Origin of the sequence: Modicisalibacter muralis (assembly GCF_900102945.1) — a bacterium.
Classification (GTDB): domain Bacteria; phylum Pseudomonadota; class Gammaproteobacteria; order Pseudomonadales; family Halomonadaceae; genus Modicisalibacter; species Modicisalibacter muralis.
The window spans coordinates 155,239-171,586 of sequence record NZ_FNGI01000002.1 but is presented as its reverse complement, the minus strand read 5'-3'; the positions used below and the strand labels follow the sequence as shown (position 1 = coordinate 171,586).

General features: G+C 62.0%; 19 protein-coding genes and 1 pseudogene. 9 read left to right on the top strand and 11 right to left on the bottom strand.

Translation table 11 applies throughout. The annotated features are described in order from the left end of the window. Positions 1 to 4: 4 nt before the first annotated feature. Genes BLR92_RS05430 through BLR92_RS05420 form a run of 3 tightly spaced genes read right to left on the bottom strand, consistent with a single transcriptional unit; the run spans position 5 to position 1,594 of the window. Positions 5 to 334, bottom strand: a complete 330-nt coding sequence (locus BLR92_RS05430) for a YnfA family protein (RefSeq protein ID WP_089726933.1) — start codon at positions 332 to 334, stop codon at positions 5 to 7. Beyond that, the gene (locus tag BLR92_RS05425; RefSeq protein WP_089726316.1) at positions 334 to 753 is read right to left on the bottom strand and encodes a hypothetical protein; all 420 of its coding nucleotides are present in this window, start codon (positions 751 to 753) and stop codon (positions 334 to 336) included. The genes BLR92_RS05430 and BLR92_RS05425 overlap by 1 nt, the downstream gene beginning before the upstream one ends. After that, positions 737 to 1,594: a J domain-containing protein gene (locus BLR92_RS05420; protein ID WP_089726314.1), complete on the bottom strand. Its 858-nt coding sequence runs from the start codon at positions 1,592 to 1,594 to the stop codon at positions 737 to 739. Before BLR92_RS05420 ends, BLR92_RS05425 begins: the two co-directional genes overlap by 17 nt. A 280-nt stretch (positions 1,595 to 1,874) precedes the next feature. Between BLR92_RS05420 and BLR92_RS05415 the strand changes: the two genes are divergently transcribed. Together BLR92_RS05415 and BLR92_RS05410 are read left to right on the top strand one after the other, a co-directional pair. Next, positions 1,875 to 2,081, top strand: a complete 207-nt coding sequence (locus tag BLR92_RS05415) for a CsbD family protein (RefSeq protein ID WP_089726312.1) — start codon at positions 1,875 to 1,877, stop codon at positions 2,079 to 2,081. A 53-nt stretch (positions 2,082 to 2,134) separates the two neighbouring features. Further along, positions 2,135 to 2,380 carry a glutaredoxin family protein gene (locus tag BLR92_RS05410; RefSeq protein WP_245704096.1) on the top strand — a complete coding sequence of 82 codons (246 nt, stop codon included), beginning with the start codon at positions 2,135 to 2,137 and terminating at the stop codon, positions 2,378 to 2,380. Between the two features lie 38 nt (positions 2,381 to 2,418). Here BLR92_RS05410 and BLR92_RS05405 read toward each other — a convergent pair whose 3' ends face one another. The 6 genes and pseudogenes from BLR92_RS05405 to BLR92_RS05380 form a co-directional block, all read right to left on the bottom strand. Further along, positions 2,419 to 2,883, bottom strand: coding sequence for a cytidine deaminase (locus BLR92_RS05405; RefSeq protein WP_089726310.1), 465 nt, complete (start codon positions 2,881 to 2,883; stop codon positions 2,419 to 2,421). Between the two features lie 148 nt (positions 2,884 to 3,031). After that, a pseudogene (locus BLR92_RS05400) lies at positions 3,032 to 3,364 on the bottom strand (phosphopentomutase); the annotation flags it as partial. Next, a complete protein-coding gene (gene deoA / locus BLR92_RS05395; RefSeq protein WP_089726308.1) occupies positions 3,361 to 4,695 on the bottom strand; it encodes a thymidine phosphorylase in 1,335 nt (444 codons plus the stop codon). The gene deoA and the pseudogene BLR92_RS05400, both read right to left, overlap by 4 nt. Beyond that, positions 4,695 to 5,471 (bottom strand): deoxyribose-phosphate aldolase, encoded by a 777-nt coding sequence (deoC, locus tag BLR92_RS05390; RefSeq protein WP_089726306.1) that lies wholly within the window; start codon positions 5,469 to 5,471, stop codon positions 4,695 to 4,697. Before deoC ends, deoA begins: the two co-directional genes overlap by 1 nt. Positions 5,472 to 5,507: 36 nt before the next feature. Then, on the bottom strand, positions 5,508 to 6,782 hold the full coding sequence (locus BLR92_RS05385) for a NupC/NupG family nucleoside CNT transporter (protein ID WP_089726304.1): 1,275 nt from the start codon (positions 6,780 to 6,782) through the stop codon (positions 5,508 to 5,510). A 55-nt stretch (positions 6,783 to 6,837) separates the two neighbouring features. Then, complete coding sequence (locus tag BLR92_RS05380) at positions 6,838 to 7,650, bottom strand: outer membrane protein OmpK (protein WP_089726302.1); 813 nt, start codon at positions 7,648 to 7,650, stop codon at positions 6,838 to 6,840. A gap of 254 nt (positions 7,651 to 7,904) precedes the next feature. On the opposite strand from BLR92_RS05380, the gene BLR92_RS05375 reads away from it, so the two are divergent. Then, the gene (locus BLR92_RS05375; protein ID WP_089726300.1) at positions 7,905 to 8,672 is read left to right on the top strand and encodes a DeoR/GlpR family DNA-binding transcription regulator; all 768 of its coding nucleotides are present in this window, start codon (positions 7,905 to 7,907) and stop codon (positions 8,670 to 8,672) included. An 8-nt stretch (positions 8,673 to 8,680) separates the two neighbouring features. Here the strand turns inward: BLR92_RS05375 and BLR92_RS05370 are convergent, their stop codons facing one another. After that, complete coding sequence (locus tag BLR92_RS05370; RefSeq protein WP_089726298.1) at positions 8,681 to 9,289, bottom strand: class I SAM-dependent methyltransferase; 609 nt, start codon at positions 9,287 to 9,289, stop codon at positions 8,681 to 8,683. A gap of 373 nt (positions 9,290 to 9,662) precedes the next feature. Between BLR92_RS05370 and cyoA the strand changes: the two genes are divergently transcribed. The 6 genes from cyoA (at position 9,663) to BLR92_RS05340 (ending at position 15,125) form a co-directional block, all read left to right on the top strand. Beyond that, the gene (gene cyoA, locus BLR92_RS05365) at positions 9,663 to 10,613 is read left to right on the top strand and encodes a ubiquinol oxidase subunit II (RefSeq protein ID WP_089726296.1); all 951 of its coding nucleotides are present in this window, start codon (positions 9,663 to 9,665) and stop codon (positions 10,611 to 10,613) included. 4 nt (positions 10,614 to 10,617) lie between these two features. Then, positions 10,618 to 12,603: a cytochrome o ubiquinol oxidase subunit I gene (gene cyoB, locus BLR92_RS05360; protein WP_089726293.1), complete on the top strand. Its 1,986-nt coding sequence runs from the start codon at positions 10,618 to 10,620 to the stop codon at positions 12,601 to 12,603. 2 nt (positions 12,604 to 12,605) lie between these two features. After that, positions 12,606 to 13,223 (top strand): cytochrome o ubiquinol oxidase subunit III, encoded by a 618-nt coding sequence (locus tag BLR92_RS05355; protein WP_089726291.1) that lies wholly within the window; start codon positions 12,606 to 12,608, stop codon positions 13,221 to 13,223. Then, a complete protein-coding gene (gene cyoD, locus BLR92_RS05350) occupies positions 13,220 to 13,552 on the top strand; it encodes a cytochrome o ubiquinol oxidase subunit IV (RefSeq protein WP_089726289.1) in 333 nt (110 codons plus the stop codon). Before BLR92_RS05355 ends, cyoD begins: the two co-directional genes overlap by 4 nt. Further along, positions 13,510 to 14,454, top strand: coding sequence for a heme o synthase (cyoE, locus tag BLR92_RS05345; protein WP_089726287.1), 945 nt, complete (start codon positions 13,510 to 13,512; stop codon positions 14,452 to 14,454). The genes cyoD and cyoE overlap by 43 nt, the downstream gene beginning before the upstream one ends. 62 nt (positions 14,455 to 14,516) lie before the next feature. Beyond that, positions 14,517 to 15,125: a Yip1 family protein gene (locus BLR92_RS05340; RefSeq protein ID WP_089726931.1), complete on the top strand. Its 609-nt coding sequence runs from the start codon at positions 14,517 to 14,519 to the stop codon at positions 15,123 to 15,125. Between the two features lie 60 nt (positions 15,126 to 15,185). Here BLR92_RS05340 and BLR92_RS05335 read toward each other — a convergent pair whose 3' ends face one another. Further along, a complete protein-coding gene (locus tag BLR92_RS05335) occupies positions 15,186 to 16,307 on the bottom strand; it encodes an aminotransferase class V-fold PLP-dependent enzyme (protein ID WP_089726285.1) in 1,122 nt (373 codons plus the stop codon). Positions 16,308 to 16,348: the final 41 nt, after the last annotated feature.

Here is a 16,348-nt window from a genome sequence, read left to right as displayed (position 1 = left end):
CTCGTCAACCGCGCGGCGCGAGCATGATGATTGCCATGCCGCTGATTGCCAACGCCGAACCGAGCAGGTCGGGCCACTGCGGGCGCACACCATCGACCAGCCACAGCCAGGCCAGCGCGGTGGCCACGTACACGCCGCCATAAGCGGCGTAGACCCGCCCGGCGGCGGTCGGATGCAGGCTCAACAGCCAGACGAACAGCGCCAGTGACGCGGCGGCGGGCAGCAACACCCAGATCGGCGCGCGCTCCCTGAGCCATAGATACGGCAGATAGCAGCCGACGATTTCGGCCACGGCGGTCAGCACGAACAAGCCGGCCGTGCCCAACGCTGCCATCATAACGCGTCCAGTCCGATCGCGATGACCAGCGCGGCGATAGTCATGAATCCGGCGCAGGCCAGCCATGGCAAGCCATGACGCAGGCGCTGGCAGGTTTCGTGCAATGACACGGCCTGGCCGATCTTGATCACCAGTTCGTCGTGACGCGAGCGTTCATTATCCGGTGGCAGCGAGAAATCGTTGGCGACACTGCCTTGCCAGTACTGACCGTGGGTGAGCCCGAGCCTCGCTCGCAGGCGCCCGAGGTCGCACAGCAGCGTATGCAGCCGATCGTACTCCTCGCGGCGGGGCTTGCCTTCCAGCACCACGGCGGCTTCGGCTTTCAACACCGTATGCTGGCAGGCCTCGATGGCCGCGGATATCTCCGAGTCGGACGCACTCTTGGCGACGCCCAGGCGTTTATACAAATCGCGCATCTTGCATCAGGTACTCGTAGGCTTTTTTGATTGTCTGGAAGCGCTGGGAGGCCGCTGCGGTGACGTTCTCGCCGCGCGCGAAGAAGCGATCCGGATGGTGGATTTGCGCCATGCGGCGATAGGCCTTCTTGATATCGCCGCGCGAGGCATCCGCCTCGAGCCCGAGAACGGTCAGCGCGCGCAGGGTTCGATCGCTGGGTGGCGGGCGGTCGTCGGCGCGATAGGAGCCGCTCTCGCGCTCGGATCGATGCCACGATTGCCCATGGGAGGAGCCTCGGTATGAGTGCTGTTGAGAAGGCTCCTCCTCATGCTGCCTTTCGTGTTGATGCTGATGAGAATGCTGGTGATGGGATTGCTGCTGCCGGGCGCGTTCCCGGGCATGCCAGTAGTCCGCGCGGCTCGGGTCGTCGGGAGCGCCGAAATCCTCGCCGGCGACCTCGCTGAACAATTGGCTGAAGCGTTGCGGCGAGGTGCCGAGCAGATCGGCCAGGAAGCGCAGGACATGGTTGGTGGCCGCGGCCAGCTTATCGTCAACCATCGCCAGGGCGATGGCATGGCGCAGGAAAGGCAGGGCCTTTTCGCCGTGGCAATCCTTCTGCAGCACTTCGGCGGCGAGCTGGATGGCGGCGAAATCCTGGGGACTGGCGGCATCCAGAATCGGTTGAAGTTCATGGCCGTGGCGAAAGCCGGCTGCCAATTCACTCAGGCGCTGCCCGGCCGCTGCCGATACCTCGCCCTGGCTGGCCGCGACCCAGGCCAGCAACAGCAGGGCAGCGGTGTCCGTCTGGTTCCTGCTTTTCAGCAGCAGCAACTCGAACGGCGAGAAACGGGTATTGGCCATGCCTGACTCCGACCGATATTGGCGATAATCGCGACGATAGCGTTGATCGCCATGCTTTATTCGAATCGCTGAGTATAACGAACACGATCGTTGGTTGTCGGCAATGGTGCGGTAGGAACGTCGCTTTACGACCATTGGCTAAAGGGTCATGTCGCTCGATGAGGGCATTGAGCGAATCCAGGTAGCTGCTACGCTCTTATTGAGCGAACGGAGTTCGCAAAAACCGCTCCGTTCCCGGTCGTAACGATGACTCACCGGCATTGACGCCAGGAGGCATGACATGAAGGACTCGAAGACCGACAAGGCGGAAGGCATGATCGACAAGGCTTCCGGCAAGGCCAAGGAAGCCGTCGGCAAGGCAACGAAAGATAGAGACACCGAGGCCAAGGGCCGGGCACAGGCGTCCCGGGGCGATGCCAAGAAAGCCAAGGGCAACCTGAAGGACGCCACGAAAACGGGGCGCTCGGACAGAACCGACAGACCTTGAGGCGTTGCACCATTCTCTGTGGTTGACGTAGCGGCAAGGCTCGGTGATCTTTCATGTTCGGTAAGCGCAAGGCGCTGGAGCGCTCGCCCCAGGCGCAGGCCGAGGTAGAACGGCAGTGCCGGTCATTGGCGCTCTACCAGACCCGCTTTTGTCCCTACTGCGTGAAGGTGCGCTACGAGATCGAGCGCTTGAACCTGCCGATCGAGTTGCGCGACCTGGGTCAGCATCCTTACTTTCGCAACGAATTGATCGAGGGCGGGGGGGCGCAGCATGGTCCCCTGCCTACGGATCGCCGATGACGATGGGCAGACGAGGTGGATGTACGAATCCGAGGACATCAACCGCTACCTGCGACGTCGCTTCGAGTAACGTGGCTAGCGTGTGTCATGGCCGAGGGTTGACCGATGTTCTCGGGGCCGAAGGAGTCGGGCAGCAGTTCCTCCATGCGATAGGACTTGAGAACCTCGCCATGGGCGCCGAGTACGTGGATACGTGTGCGCGGCGAGGCGAAATCACGAATGCGCTGGCGACAGTCGCCGCAGGGCGTGCAGAGCTGTTCGCCGGGCCCGAGGACATAGAGTGCGGCGATGTCGCGTTCTCCCGCCGAGACCATGGCGGCAATGGCGCTGGCCTCCGCGCACAGTCCCTTGTAGTTGGCGATCTCGACGTTGCAGCCGGCATGGCGTTGGCCGGCCGGCGTTTCCAGCACGGCGGCGACGGGATGCCGGGAATAGGGCGTATAGGCATGCCCGCGAAGCGTGACGAGGTGTTGCCAGAGCGTCGGGTCGATGGGTGGCGTCATGCTCGGTACCGTCAGTCGATGGATGGCAGGAAGGAGCGGCCATGCGCCGTGGGGCTCAGGCCAAAGTAGTCGGCGAGCGTCTGGCCGATGTCGGCGAAGGTCTCGCGCGCCCCGAGCGAGCCGGGTGGTAGCGAGGCCCCCACGGTTCGAAATAGCCCCAGTCGAAGAGCACCGGCACGCCGGCGATTTCCCAGTGGCCGGAAGGAGTGTCCTTGCTGGAGGAGAGTTCGCGGGCGTAGCCGTAGGCGCCGGTGACGACATCGAGAATCGTGACGCCCTCGGCCCAGGCCCCGGTACTCTCGCGGTGGGCATGAAACAGCCCCAGGCGCGCCAGGTTGGGCAGTGACAGCGGCCCGCGACGGCGAGCGCAGGCACTGGCGATATGGCCGAGGGTGTCGGCGCCGGCATCGCCGAAGGCAGCGGCATCCGCGGTGGCGCCGATGCCAAAGGAGTCCAGGACCAGGACGATGGCGCGTCTCATGAACGAACCTCGCGTGGGCGTATGACGCCATGAATCAGTGACGGAGCGACGACCGGCTGCGGCGCGACGGTAACGACCTCCCGCAGCCGCGCGCTAGCACGCTCGGCGTCGGTCTCGCAGCGGGCGTGAATCAGCGCCAGGGGACGCTTGTCATCGACCGTCTCGCCGATGGCGGCGAGGCGCGAGAGGCCCACGGCGTGGTCGATGGCCGCGCCGGCCTGTAACCGGCCGCCGCCGAGTTCGACCACCGCCATGCCCAGCGCGCGAGTGTCCATGGCCTGAACGACGCCGGCGCGAGGGGCATGCACGGCACGTGTCACCGGCGCATGCGGCAGGTAGAGGTCGTGACGTTCGAGAAAATCCGCCGGACCGCCCAGGCTGGCGATCATGCGCGCGAAACGCTCTGCGGCGGCCCCTGAACGCAGGGCACCGTCGAGCCGGTCGAGCGCCTGAGCCCGTGAATCGGCCAGGTTGCCCGCCAGTAGCATTTCACAAGCTAGCTCCCGGGAGACCTCGAACAGCCGCCCCTCGCGCACTTCGCCGGTGAGCAGGGCGATGGCCTCGCGAACTTCCAGCGCGTTGCCGGCGCAACTCGCCAGTACCTGGTTCATGTCGGTGAGCAGCGCGGTGGTCGGCGTGCCGGCACAGCCGGCGACCGCGACGATGGCCTCGGCGAGTTCGCGCGAGGCAGCGGGCGTGGGCATGAAGGCGCCGCTGCCGACCTTGACGTCCATGACCAGCGCATCGAGGCCACAGGCCAGCTTCTTGCCGAGGATCGAGGCGACGATCAGCGGAATCGACTCCACCGTGGCGGTGACGTCGCGCACTCCGTACAGGCGCTTGTCGGCGGTGGCCAGGCTGCCGGTCTGACCGATGATTGCCACGCCGACCTCTTCGACCAGACTGCGGAAGGTGGCGTTACTGGGGGTGATGTCGTAGCCGGGAATCGACTCCAGCTTGTCCAGGGTCCCGCCGGTATGGCCCAGGCCGCGCCCGGAGATCATCGGCACGTGGCCTCCGCAGGCGGCGATCCAGGGCCCCAGCACCAGCGATACCAGGTCGCCGACGCCGCCGGTGGAGTGCTTGTCTAGCACCGGGCCCGGCAGGTCGAGCCCACGCCAGTCGAGGGTCCCTCCGGAGTCGCGAATGCTGGTGGTCAGCGCGACGCACTCGTCCATGCTCATGTCGTTGAGGAACACCGCCATGGCGAAGGCGCCGATCTGCCCATCGCCGATCGAGCCGTCGGCGATGCCGGCGACGAAGCGGCGAATCTGCGTGGAAGAGAGCTCCTCGCCGTCGCGCTTACGGCGAATGAGTTCCTGGGGCAGCATCAGTAATCTCCTGCGCTGACGCCGGCGTCTCGCTCGACGCCCAGCGTCGTCAGCAGGTTATCCAACAGGCTGGAGGCGCCGAAGCGAAAGTGCGCCGGGGTAAGCCAGGCGTCGCCCATCAGCCGCGCGGCCAGGTCGAGATAGGCCTTGGCGTCCTCGGCGCTGCGCACGCCGCCGGCGGCCTTGAAGCCGACGTCGCGGCCGCTGTCGCGGATCGCGACGAGCATGATCTCGGTCGCCTCGAGGGTGGCGTTGACCGCGACCTTGCCGGTGGAGGTCTTGAGAAAATCCGCGCCGGCGGCGATGGCCAGTTCGCTGGCCCGGCGGATCAACGCTGGCTCCTTCAACTCGCCGGTCTCGAGGATCACCTTGAGCGTGCGCTCGCCACAGGCCTCGCGGCAGGCTTCGACCAGGGCGCGGCCGGCGGTTTCGTCGCTACTGAGCAGCGCACGATAGGGAAACACCACATCGATCTCGTCGGCGCCACGAATCACGGCGTTGCGGGTATCGCGCACGGCCCGCTCGATGCCGCTAGCGCCATCGGGAAAGTTGGCCACGCTGGCGATCCTGACGCTGTCCGCCAGCCCCAGGGCGGCCAGTTCCCGGTGGGCGGTGGCGATGAACGGGGCATAAAGGCATAGCGCGGCGGGCGTGCCCAGCGGTGTATTGGCCTGGTGGCACAGGGCGACGATGGCGGCGTCGCTGTCGTCGTCGTTGAGGCTGGTCAGGTCCATCAGTGCCAGGGCCTGGCGCGCCGCGTGCTGCAATTCGGTCATGGTGTCGTTCTCTGAAAGAGGCGGCGGTGATCGGGCTCAGCCGCCCATCGCCGACAGGGCGAGGAAGAACCCGGCGATAGACGCCGACATCAGGTTGGACAGGGTACCGGCCAGCACGGCCTTGAGCCCATAACGGGCGATCTCCTGACGCCGGTTGGGGGCGATGCTGCCCAAGCCGCCGAGCAGGATGGCAATGGACGACAGGTTGGCGAAGCCGCACAGGGCGAAGGACAGTACCGCTACGGTATACGGTGTCATCGTCTGGCCGGTGGCCGCCACCACCTGCTCGCCATCGATATACGGCGCGAGGTTGATATAGGCAACGAACTCGTTGACCACCAGTTTCTGGCCGATGAAGGAACCGGCGAGAGTGGCTTCCTCCCAGGGAATGCCGAGCAGGAAGGCGAGCGGCGAGAACAACCAGCCGAGCAGCAGTTCCAGGCTCAGGTTGTCCATGCCGACCCAGCCGCCGATGCCGCCGAGCACGCCGTTGATCAGCGCGATCAGGCCGATGAAGGCGAGCAACATGGCGCCGACGTTGGCCGCCAGCATGAGCCCTGAGGTGGCCCCGGTGGCGGCGGCATCGATGATGTTGGTGGGGTGGTCCTCGTCCTCGATGCGCTCCATGGCATGGGAAATATCGTCTTCGGGGCGATCGGTCTCGGGCATGATCAACTTGGCGAATAGCAGGCCCCCAGGAGCCGCCATGAAGGAAGCAGCCACCAGGTATTCCATGGGGATGCCGAGCGCCGCGTAGCCGGCCAGCACCGAGCCGGCTACCGAGGCCAGGCCGCCGCACATCACCGCGAACAGTTGCGACGAGGTCATGCGCGAGATGAAAGGGCGCACCACCAGCGGAGCCTCGGTCTGGCCGACGAAGATGTTGGCCGTCGCCGACATCGATTCGGTACGCGAGGTGCCCAGGGCCTTCTGCAGAGCACCGCCGAGCAGGCGAATGATCCACTGCATGATGCCTATATAGTAGAGCACGGCGATCAGCGACGAGAAGAAGATGATCACCGGGAGCACCTTGATGGCGAAGACGAAGCCCACGGATTCGGGTTCCGACAGCCCGCCGAACAGGAAACTGATGCCGTCGTTGGCGTAGGTCACTACCTGGCTGACGCCATTGGAGATGGTCTGCAGTACGTCCTGGCCGATCGGCACGTAGAGCACGAAGGCACCGATGCCGGCCTGGATGGCGAACGCGCCGCCCACGGTGCGCAGGCGGATCGCGCGGCGGTTGTAGGAAAACGCGATGGCGATGAGGACGAGCGTCATCATCCCCACCAGGCTCATGAGAATTGTCATTATTGGTCTTTCCTAATGGCGACGTGGAAGTGCGGCTGAACGGTGTCCACCCACCTCAGAGAAAGTTGTACTTGAGGGTGTAGATCATGGCGTTCTGGTAGTCGTCGGCGGTGCCCAGCTTGTTGTGGGCGTAGCGGTACTGGAGGCCGGTGGTGATTGCCTCGATGGGGTGCCACCACAGCGCGACGGCGCCATTGGTGCCGGTGCTGCCGGCGGGGCCGTTGACGTAGTTCTGCTCGAGGTACTCCTCGTCGCGGTCGAAGGTCTGCTCGTGCCAGTTGGTGACACTGAAGCTCTCGTCGAAGGCTTCGAAATCGTAGCCGGCGACCCAGCCCAGCATGTAACCGTTCTCGCCGTCGTAACCGCCTTCGCCGCTCTCGACCCAGGCCTTGCCCAGGAAGGGCTTGATCCACAGGCCGTTGGCGAAGGTGTGGCGATAGCCGAAGCCGACGATGCGGTCCTGCTCCTCGCTGTTGAAGCCGTAATCGCGGAAATCGTAGACGTGGAAGTACACCGAGAACGGCGACTCGCCCAGATAGATGTGCGATGTCACCTTGGCGGCGCTACGCCGGTTGTCGCGGCCATCCTCCTCGGCCGTGTCGTTCTGGGGATTCTCGAAATCGTAGAAGCCGTAGAACTCGCCCCACTCGAAACCGACGCCACCTTCCAGCTCGAGATAGAAGAAGTCGCCCTTGGCGGCATTGCTGGCGGTACGCCGCTCGGTGCCGTTCGACCAGTCGAGGTAGTTGACCGAGACATTGGCGAACGACCACGTCGGCGTCAATGCGTCGGCTTGCGCCACGGGTGTCAGCAACAGGGCGCTACCGGCCAACAGGGGAAAGGACAGCGTGCGTACGGGGAACGACATCAAGGCACCTCGAGGATTTTGATTGTTAGTTGTCGACATTCAGGCAATAAAAAGGCGAATTGTGAGAAATATAACCAATAATGTTAATTTTTTCACATTTGCGGCAGTCTAGCAGTCACCGTTACCGCCCCACATGCGACCTTGGTCGCTAACCCGGCAGTGGTAATTTACCCCTGAGTGGCGCAGCATGCATGAGGCAAGCGATTGATGGGAAAGGTATTATCGAACAATGACGGGCGAGGGGAGTGAGCGGCATGCGAGGCCGTAGTGCAATGCGAATGACGCGTCTGCAGGAAGCCCTGAATCGCGGTGGTACCATCCACCTGTCCGACGCCGCCAAGCTGTGTGGCGTTTCCGAAATGACCATACGTCGCGATGTCGCCGCCAGCGATGGAGCCATGGTCTTCATCGGCGGGCGGTTGATGATGGCCGACAATCCGCAGTACGCCCCGGTCTACAACCTCGACGAGCAGCAGGGCAGCCATCATCAGGCCAAGCAGCGCCTATGCCGTCGTGCGGCCTCGTTCATAGAGGAAGGTGATACGCTGTTCATCGATTGCGGCACGACCCTGCTGCCGCTGGCCGCGGCGCTGCCTCGCGACATGACGCTGACAGTGGTGACCTATGCGCTGAACATCGCCAATGCCGTCAGTCACCTGCCGAATGTGCGCCTGGTGTTGCTGGGTGGCTTGTTCCATGCGTCATCGTCATCCTTCGGTAGCGACGACATGGCCCAGACCGTCAAGCGTCTGGGCATCAACAAGGCCTTTATCTCCGCGGCGGGGGTGCATGCCGAGCGCGGGGTGAGTTGTTTCCACTTTCACGAGGTGACCCCCAAGCAGGCCGCCATCGGCAATGCCATGCAGCGTCTGTTGGTCGCCGATGGCAGCAAGTTCGGCGTCATTCGACCGGCCTATTTCGCGCGGCTCGACGAGTTCGACGTGATCGTCACCGACGAGGCGGCGAGGCCGAGTCTGCGCGAGCGGGCCGGCGTCGCGTTACCGAGGATCGTAGTGGCCTGAGCCCGCGACTACGGGACGCAGTAGTAGAAATGCGCCGGCAGGAAATTCAGCGGCTCGAAGGTGCGCTTTACGTTCGAGAATGTCTGATTCAAGTGAGGCAGTATGTTGGGCGAGAACTGATAGAGTAGGAAGGCCCCCTGCGGCGCGATCGCCCGCTGTGTCGCGCGAAGAATGTTTCCCTTGATGGTGTCGGGTAGCGTGCTGAAAGGAATGCCGGCGATCACGTAGTCAGCTTCGTCGATCTCGCGTTGTGCAAGTATCGCCTGAACATCCTCGGCCGATCCGTGGATGATCTGCAGGCGGGGGTCGGGGTAGGCGCGCTTGAGATAGTTGACGAAATCCTCGTTCGTTTCCAGCACGATCAGCACGGCCTCGGGATGCATCTGGCGAAGAATTTCCTGCGTAAAGGTGCCGGTGCCCGGACCATATTCGACCAGCACCCTGGCCCGCTCCCAGTCGATGCGACCCAGCATGCGTTTGACGAGAAAGGGTGAGCTGGGGATTATCGAGCCCAGCATTTTCGGGTGCTTGAAGAAATTTCTCGCGAACAGCGATAGTTGCTCACGCTTGGAGGGTGGGGTCCGTGTCTCGGCTTTCGTGGGCTCGTTGGCTTCCATTCACGTGATTCCTTCACACTGAAGTGACAAGTTACATTCACCTTAGGCTACCGGGTCCGTCAGGAAAAGGACTAACTCCCACTGTGGCATGCGTCTTCCTCGCCAGTCTGCCAAACGATTAGCGCCGCTTGGGCGAACATGGCCTACCCTAGTGGGCAGCCTGGTGCGTCAAATCGTCTCTTTTCACAGCACGGCGGCTCATTGACAATCCGCTCGCCATTATTGGGCATCGCTCGGCTCAAGCCATGGCAATGCCCGGACGGGCCGCCGTGTTCGGTGCCAATGACTGATGGATTCCGAAAATATAATTAGCTGTCTGAATATTAGCGCGGTTTATCAGAAGTCAGCCTCCCTGCTCTAACGAGGTCGTAAGATGAGAAAAAACAGATGGTTACGCGTTTTCAGCCTGTTGCTGATAGTGGCACTGCCATTGCTGCTGGCGGGTTGCGACTCGATACTGATGGATCCCAAGGGGCAGGTCGGCGCAGAAGAGAAACGACTGATACTGACCGCCTTTGGCCTGATGTTGATCGTGGTCATTCCGGTCATCGTGATGACCATCATGTTCGCCTGGCGCTATCGGAGCGGCAATTCGGAAGCAGGGTACTCACCGGATTGGGCGCACTCTCACGTCATCGAGGTAATCGTCTGGTTCATTCCCTGCGTCATCATCGTCTTTTTGGCGATACTGACCTGGCACACCTCGCACTCCCTCGATCCACATAAGCCGCTCGATGTAGACAGCGATGCCGAGGTGATGGAAATCGGCGTGGTGTCCCTCGATTGGAAGTGGCTATTCATCTACCCGGAGCAGGGCATCGCCACGGTCAACGAAGTGGTTTTTCCGGCTGACGTACCGGTGCACTTCCGCGTGACGTCCGGTTCGGTGATGAACTCGTTCATGATCCCCCGGCTGGGCAGCCAGATCTATGCCATGGCGGGCATGGACAACGACGTCCATCTGATCGCGGACGAGCAAGGCACCTATTGGGGACGCTCGACCAACTACAGCGGCGCCGGCTTTTCGGAAATGATCTTCGAGGCGCAGGTGACCTCGCAGCAGGGCTTCGATGCCTGGGTCGAAGAGGTGCGTAACTCGCCCGACACGCTGGCCTTCCCCAATGGTTACCAGGCGCTGGCCGAGCCGAGCATCGATCACCCGGTCGAGTACTTCTCGAATGTGTCGCCGGATCTGTATGACCAAATCATCCAGAGTTTCCATGACGGTAGTGAGATGAGCGGCCATGGAAGTCATGCCAGTGGCCATGGGGAACATGGTGGCGAGAAACAGGCAATGCCCATGAGTGCGGAGGCAGCGGAGTAACGTTATGTTCGGAAAACTCAGTCTAGAGGCGATTCCCTACCACGAGCCGATCATCATGTCGACGGTAGTGGTCATCGTGATCGCAGCGGCGATCCTCCTCGGTGGGATCACCTACTACCGGAAGTGGACTTACCTGTGGTCGGAGTGGATCACCTCCATCGACCACAAGAAACTCGGCATCATGTACTTCCTCGTCGCGTTGGTGATGCTGATTCGCGGCTTCGCCGATGCCATCATGATGCGTACCCAGCAGGCCATGGCGGCCGGCGGTGCCGAGGGTTATCTGCCGCCCGAACACTACGACCAGATCTTTACCGCGCATGGCGTGATCATGATCTTCTTCGTCGCCATGCCCATGGTCATCGGTCTGATGAACCTGGTGGTGCCGTTGCAGATCGGTGCGCGCGACGTGGCCTTCCCGTTCATGAACAACCTGAGCTTCTGGCTGTTCGCGGCGGGCGTGGTGCTGGTCAACGTCTCGCTGTTCGTTGGCGAGTTCGCCAAGACCGGCTGGCTCGCCTACGCGCCACTTTCCGGCATCGAATACAGTCCCGGGGTCGGGGTGGATTACTGGATATGGGCGTTACAGATATCCGGCATAGGCACGACGCTGACGGGCATCAACTTCTTCGTCACCATCCTGAAGATGCGCACCAAGGGCATGACGCTGTTCCGCATGCCGATATTCACCTGGACGTCGCTGTGCACCAACGCGCTGATCATCGCCTCGTTCCCGATTTTGACCGCGACCATCGCGCTGCTGACCTTGGATCGTTACCTGGGCATGCACTTCTTCACCAATGATTTTGGCGGCAATCAGATGATGTACGTCAATCTCATCTGGGCCTGGGGCCATCCCGAGGTGTATATCCTGATTCTGCCGGCATTCGGCGTGTTCTCCGAGGTCATCTCGACGTTTTCACGCAAGCGCCTGTTCGGTTATGGCACCATGGTCTGGGCGACCGTGGCCATTACCTTCCTGTCGTTCGTCGTCTGGCTGCACCACTTCTTCACCATGGGGGCGGGGGCCGATGTCAATGCCTTCTTCGGCATCGCCACGATGATCATTGCCATTCCCACGGGCGTGAAGATATTCAACTGGCTATTCACCATGTATCGCGGGCGCATCGAGTTCACGGCGCCGGTACTGTGGACGCTGGGGTTCATCATTACCTTTACCCTGGGCGGTATGACCGGGGTGATGCTGGCGGTCCCCGGCGCCAACTTCGTGCTGCATAACAGCCTGTTCGTCATCGCCCACTTCCACAACGTGATCATCGGTGGCGTGGTGTTCGGCATGATGGCCGGCCTGGTCTACTGGTTCCCCAAGGCGTTTGGCTTCACGCTCGACGAGAAGTGGGGCAAGCGTGCCTTCTGGTGCTGGCTGATCGGCTTCTTCGTGGCCTTCACGCCGCTCTACATCCTGAGCTTCGACGGTGCCATGCGGCGCATGCAGTCCTATGCCAATGCCGAGTGGCAACCGATGATGCTGGTGGCCTGGGTCGGGGCATTCATCATCATGCTGGGGATTATCAGCACCGTCGTGCAGTTCATCGTCAGTATTCGTGATCGCAAGAAGAACGCGGATGTGACCGGCGACCCTTGGGATGCGCGGACCCTGGAATGGTCCACCTCATCGCCGGCGCCGTTCTATAACTTTGCGCATCTGCCCGAGGTCGAGGCCATCGACGACTACTGGGAGACCAAACGCAACAATGGCGGAAAGGTCCTGCGCCCGACTCAGGTCGAGTACCAGGACATCCACATGCCCAGGAATACCGTGGCCGGTCCGGTCATCGGCGCCTTGAGCATCGTCTTCGGCTTCGCCCTAGTGTGGCACATCTGGTGGCTGGCCGCCGTCGGTGCCGTGGGCATTTTCGTGGCTTTCATGATGCGTGTCTTCAATGACGACATCGATTATCACGTTCCCGCGGCGGAAGTCGAACGCATCGAGCGCGAGCACCAACAACGGCTGGAGATGCAGGCGTAATCATGGCAACCGATACCCTAAGCAACCACATGGCTCATGCCGACGAGCATGAGCACCACGACGCCGGCGCCACCAAGGTCTTCGGCTTCTGGGTCTACCTGATGAGCGACCTGATCATCTTCGGGTCGCTGTTCGCCACCTACGCCGTGCTCTCCGGGAACACGGCGGGCGGGCCAGGGCCCGAGGATATCTTCGAACTGCCGTTCGTGCTGGTCGAGACCTTCCTGCTGCTGTTCAGTAGTTTCACCTACGGCCTCGCCGTGCTGGCGATGAATGCCGATAGGCTGGGTCAGGTCAAGGCCTGGCTGGGCATCACCTTCCTGCTCGGCGCCGGCTTCATCGGCATGGAGATCTACGAGTTTCAGCACCTGATCCACGAAGGCTTCGGCCCGGATCGTAGCGCCTTCCTATCGTCATTCTTCACCCTGGTCGGTACCCACGGCCTGCACGTGACGTTCGGCCTGATCTGGATTCTGGTGATGCTGGTGCAACTGTCCACCAAGGGGCTGAACGACATGACCAGGCCGCGCATTCTATGCCTGAGCCTGTTCTGGCACTTCCTGGACATCGTCTGGATCTGCGTCTTCACCATCGTCTACCTGATGGGGGTCTTAGCATGAGCGGTAGCAATCATTCCGTGGCGGGTGAAAGCCATGGCAGCGTCAAGTCCTATGTCATCGGCCTGATCCTGTCGATCGTCCTGACCGTGGTGGCATTCGGCGTGGTGATGAGCGGCGACTTCAGCAAGATGGCCGCGGTGGTCACCATCCTGGTGATGGCGGTGTTGCAGGTGCTCGTGCAACTGATCCTGTTCATGCACATGAACACCAAGTCGGAAGGCGGTTGGAATTTCATTTCCTTCGTGTTCACGATATCAATCCTAGTGCTGGTCATTGGTGGCTCGATATGGATCATGCATCATCTGCACCTGAATATGATGGCCGGCTGACGTCGGCCCCTTCGATGTTCAGGGACTTCCTCACCCTCACCAAGCCGGGCATCATCTTCGGCAATCTGATCGCCGCGATGGGCGGATTTTTCCTGGCCGCCCAAGGGCACTTCGATCTGCTGCTGTTTTTGTCCGCGATACTCGGCATTGCGCTGGTGATCGCCTCCGGTTGCGCGTTCAACAACGTCATCGATCGCGATATCGATGCGGTGATGCAGCGTACCCGCAACCGCCCCCTGGTGCAGGGGCGTATCACGCCGATCGCCACGCTGTGGTTCGCGACCCTGCTTGGGGTCGCCGGCTTCGCGCTGCTGGCGCTGGGCACCAATGTTCTGACGCTGGGGCTGGCCGCCTTCGGCTTCGCGATCTATGTCGGTGCCTACAGCCTGTACATGAAGCGGCACTCCGAATACGGCACCCTGGTGGGCAGTTTGTCGGGCGCCGTGCCGCCGGTGGTGGGCTATTGCGCCGTCACCGGGCGATTCGATGCCGGTGCACTGACGCTGCTGATCATCTTCTGCCTATGGCAGATGCCGCATTCCTACGCGATCGCCATTTTCCGCTTCAAGGACTATCAGGCGGCATCGATTCCGGTCTTGCCGGTGGTCAGGGGCATCAAGACGGCCAAGCATTATATCCTCGGCTATATCCTGGCCTTCGTCGCCGCGACCCTGGCACTCAGCCTGGCGGGCTATGCTGGCGTCGGCTACTTCGTCGTCGCGCTGGTCATGGGCATCTACTGGTTGTATCTGGGCCTCGAAGGATATCGGGCCCGGGATGACGAGAAGTGGGCGAAGCGCGTGTTCGGTTTCTCGATTCTCACCATCACGGCGCTCAGCGTGATGATGTCGCTGGACGCCAGCCTGCCGGCAGCACCCATGCTGTGGGCCTCGCTGTACTGATATTCCTGTACGATAATGGCTAATGTGCCGTTATCTAAGGGGGAATCATCATGCAGATCGATATGCTTCCACATGTCTGGGGGTTGCTTGCCCATCCGCAGCGGGAATGGAAACAGATCCATAGCGAGCGGGAGACACTGACCCACCTTTACGCGCGTCATGTGTTTGCATTGGCCGCCATTCCGGTGATTTGCTCCTATATCGGCACGACTCAGGTGGGCTGGGGCCTGGGTGGCGATCGCACCATCGTGCTGGGATTACTCGATGCCTTCTATGCCGGGATCGTGTTCTATCTGGTGATCCTGGCCTCGGTCTTCGTCGTGGGTAGCGTCATCCACTGGATGGCGAAGCGTTATTCGAGTCACCCCAGCCGACGCGCCTGCGTGGTCTTCGCCGGTTATGTGGCAACGCCGATGTTCCTCAGTGGAATAGTGGCGTTGTATCCATTGATCTGGCTGTGCCTGCTGGCGGGCACCATCGGGCTTTGCTACACCGCCTACCTGCTTTATCTGGGGATCCCGGCGTTTCTCGGTATCAGCAGCGAGGAGGGCTTCATCGTCTCGAGCACGACCCTGGCGGTCGGCGTGTTGGTACTCGAGGCCCTGTTGTCGATGACGGTGCTGCTGTGGGGTTATGGCGAATTGATACTGCTTTCGTTGTTTAACTTCTGAAGCAAGGGAGGGGCATGTGCAAAGCCCGCATTAGCGGGCTTTGCACACAAGTGCGGGTGTTTATCTCAGCCGTTTCAGCGCCTCTTCCAGGCTGGTTACCGAGCGCTCGACGTTATGCAGCTTGTCGAGGCCGAACAGGCCGATGCGAAAACTCTGGTAGTCGTCGCCTTCGTCGCACATCAATGGCACGCCAGCGGCGATCTGTAGCCCAGCCTCGCCGAACTTGCCGGCGATACTCGGGTCGTCAGTGTAGCTGACCACCACGCCGGGCGCTTGAAAGCCCTCGGCTGCGACACTCTTGATGCCATGCTCGGCGAGCATCGAACGCATCTTGTTGCCCAGTTCCCATTGCTCGTTGCGTACCTTGTCGAAGCCGTACGCTGCGGTCTCTCTCATGACGTTGCGCAGTTGCGTCAGGCCATCGGTCGGCAGGGTGGCGTGATAGGCGTGGCCGCCGTTCTCGTAGGCTTGCATGATCGACAGCCACTTGCCGAGATCGGCGGCGAAGCTGGTACTGGTGGTGGCTTCGACGCGTTTGCGCGCCTCGCTTCCGAGCATGATCATGGCGCAGCAGGGCGAGCCGCTCCAGCCCTTCTGCGGGGCGCTGATCAGCACATCCACGCCGGTGGCCTGCATATCCACCCACAGCGTGCCGGAGGCGATACAGTCGAGCACGAACAGCCCACCGACGCTATGCACGGCCTCGGCGACCTGGCGCAGGTAGTCATCGGGCAGGATCATCCCCGAGGCGGTTTCGACGTGTGGCGCGAAGACCAGATCCGGCTTTTGTGCCTCGATCGTCGCCACGACCTCATCGATGGACGCGGGGGCGAAGGGCGCCTGTCTGCCGTCGGCGACTCGGCGCGCCTTCATCACCGCCGACTCGGCGGGGATGCCGCCCATCTCGAAAATCTGCGTCCAACGGTAGCTGAACCAGCCGTTGCGAATCACCAGGCAGCGCTTGTTCGTGGCGAGCTGCCGGGCCACCGCCTCCATACCGAAGGTACCGCTGCCCGGCACGATGACGGCGGCCTCGGCGTTGTAGACGCTTTTCAAGGTACTGGAAATGTCACGCATCACACCCTGAAAGGTCCGTGACATATGATTGAGCGAACGATCCGTATAGACCACCGAGTATTCGAGTAACCCGTCAGGGTCCACATCGGGCAACAGGCCAGGCATGGCGCTTTCCTCCGTTCGTATACAAAAAATCAGGATATGCG

Coding starts and splice junctions, on each gene's coding strand:
- BLR92_RS05430 (WP_089726933.1), bottom strand. CDS start 334: ATGGCAGCGTTGGGCACGGCCGGCTTGTTCGTGCTGACCGCCGTGGCC.
- BLR92_RS05425 (WP_089726316.1), bottom strand. CDS start 753: ATGCGCGATTTGTATAAACGCCTGGGCGTCGCCAAGAGTGCGTCCGAC.
- BLR92_RS05420 (WP_089726314.1), bottom strand. CDS start 1,594: ATGGCCAATACCCGTTTCTCGCCGTTCGAGTTGCTGCTGCTGAAAAGC.
- BLR92_RS05415 (WP_089726312.1), top strand. CDS start 1,875: ATGAAGGACTCGAAGACCGACAAGGCGGAAGGCATGATCGACAAGGCT.
- BLR92_RS05410 (WP_245704096.1), top strand. CDS start 2,135: ATGTTCGGTAAGCGCAAGGCGCTGGAGCGCTCGCCCCAGGCGCAGGCC.
- BLR92_RS05405 (WP_089726310.1), bottom strand. CDS start 2,883: ATGACGCCACCCATCGACCCGACGCTCTGGCAACACCTCGTCACGCTT.
- deoA (WP_089726308.1), bottom strand. CDS start 4,695: ATGCTGCCCCAGGAACTCATTCGCCGTAAGCGCGACGGCGAGGAGCTC.
- deoC (WP_089726306.1), bottom strand. CDS start 5,471: ATGACCGAATTGCAGCACGCGGCGCGCCAGGCCCTGGCACTGATGGAC.
- BLR92_RS05385 (WP_089726304.1), bottom strand. CDS start 6,782: ATGACAATTCTCATGAGCCTGGTGGGGATGATGACGCTCGTCCTCATC.
- BLR92_RS05380 (WP_089726302.1), bottom strand. CDS start 7,650: ATGTCGTTCCCCGTACGCACGCTGTCCTTTCCCCTGTTGGCCGGTAGC.
- BLR92_RS05375 (WP_089726300.1), top strand. CDS start 7,905: ATGCGAGGCCGTAGTGCAATGCGAATGACGCGTCTGCAGGAAGCCCTG.
- BLR92_RS05370 (WP_089726298.1), bottom strand. CDS start 9,289: ATGGAAGCCAACGAGCCCACGAAAGCCGAGACACGGACCCCACCCTCC.
- cyoA (WP_089726296.1), top strand. CDS start 9,663: ATGAGAAAAAACAGATGGTTACGCGTTTTCAGCCTGTTGCTGATAGTG.
- cyoB (WP_089726293.1), top strand. CDS start 10,618: ATGTTCGGAAAACTCAGTCTAGAGGCGATTCCCTACCACGAGCCGATC.
- BLR92_RS05355 (WP_089726291.1), top strand. CDS start 12,606: ATGGCAACCGATACCCTAAGCAACCACATGGCTCATGCCGACGAGCAT.
- cyoD (WP_089726289.1), top strand. CDS start 13,220: ATGAGCGGTAGCAATCATTCCGTGGCGGGTGAAAGCCATGGCAGCGTC.
- cyoE (WP_089726287.1), top strand. CDS start 13,510: ATGGATCATGCATCATCTGCACCTGAATATGATGGCCGGCTGACGTCG.
- BLR92_RS05340 (WP_089726931.1), top strand. CDS start 14,517: ATGCTTCCACATGTCTGGGGGTTGCTTGCCCATCCGCAGCGGGAATGG.
- BLR92_RS05335 (WP_089726285.1), bottom strand. CDS start 16,307: ATGCCTGGCCTGTTGCCCGATGTGGACCCTGACGGGTTACTCGAATAC.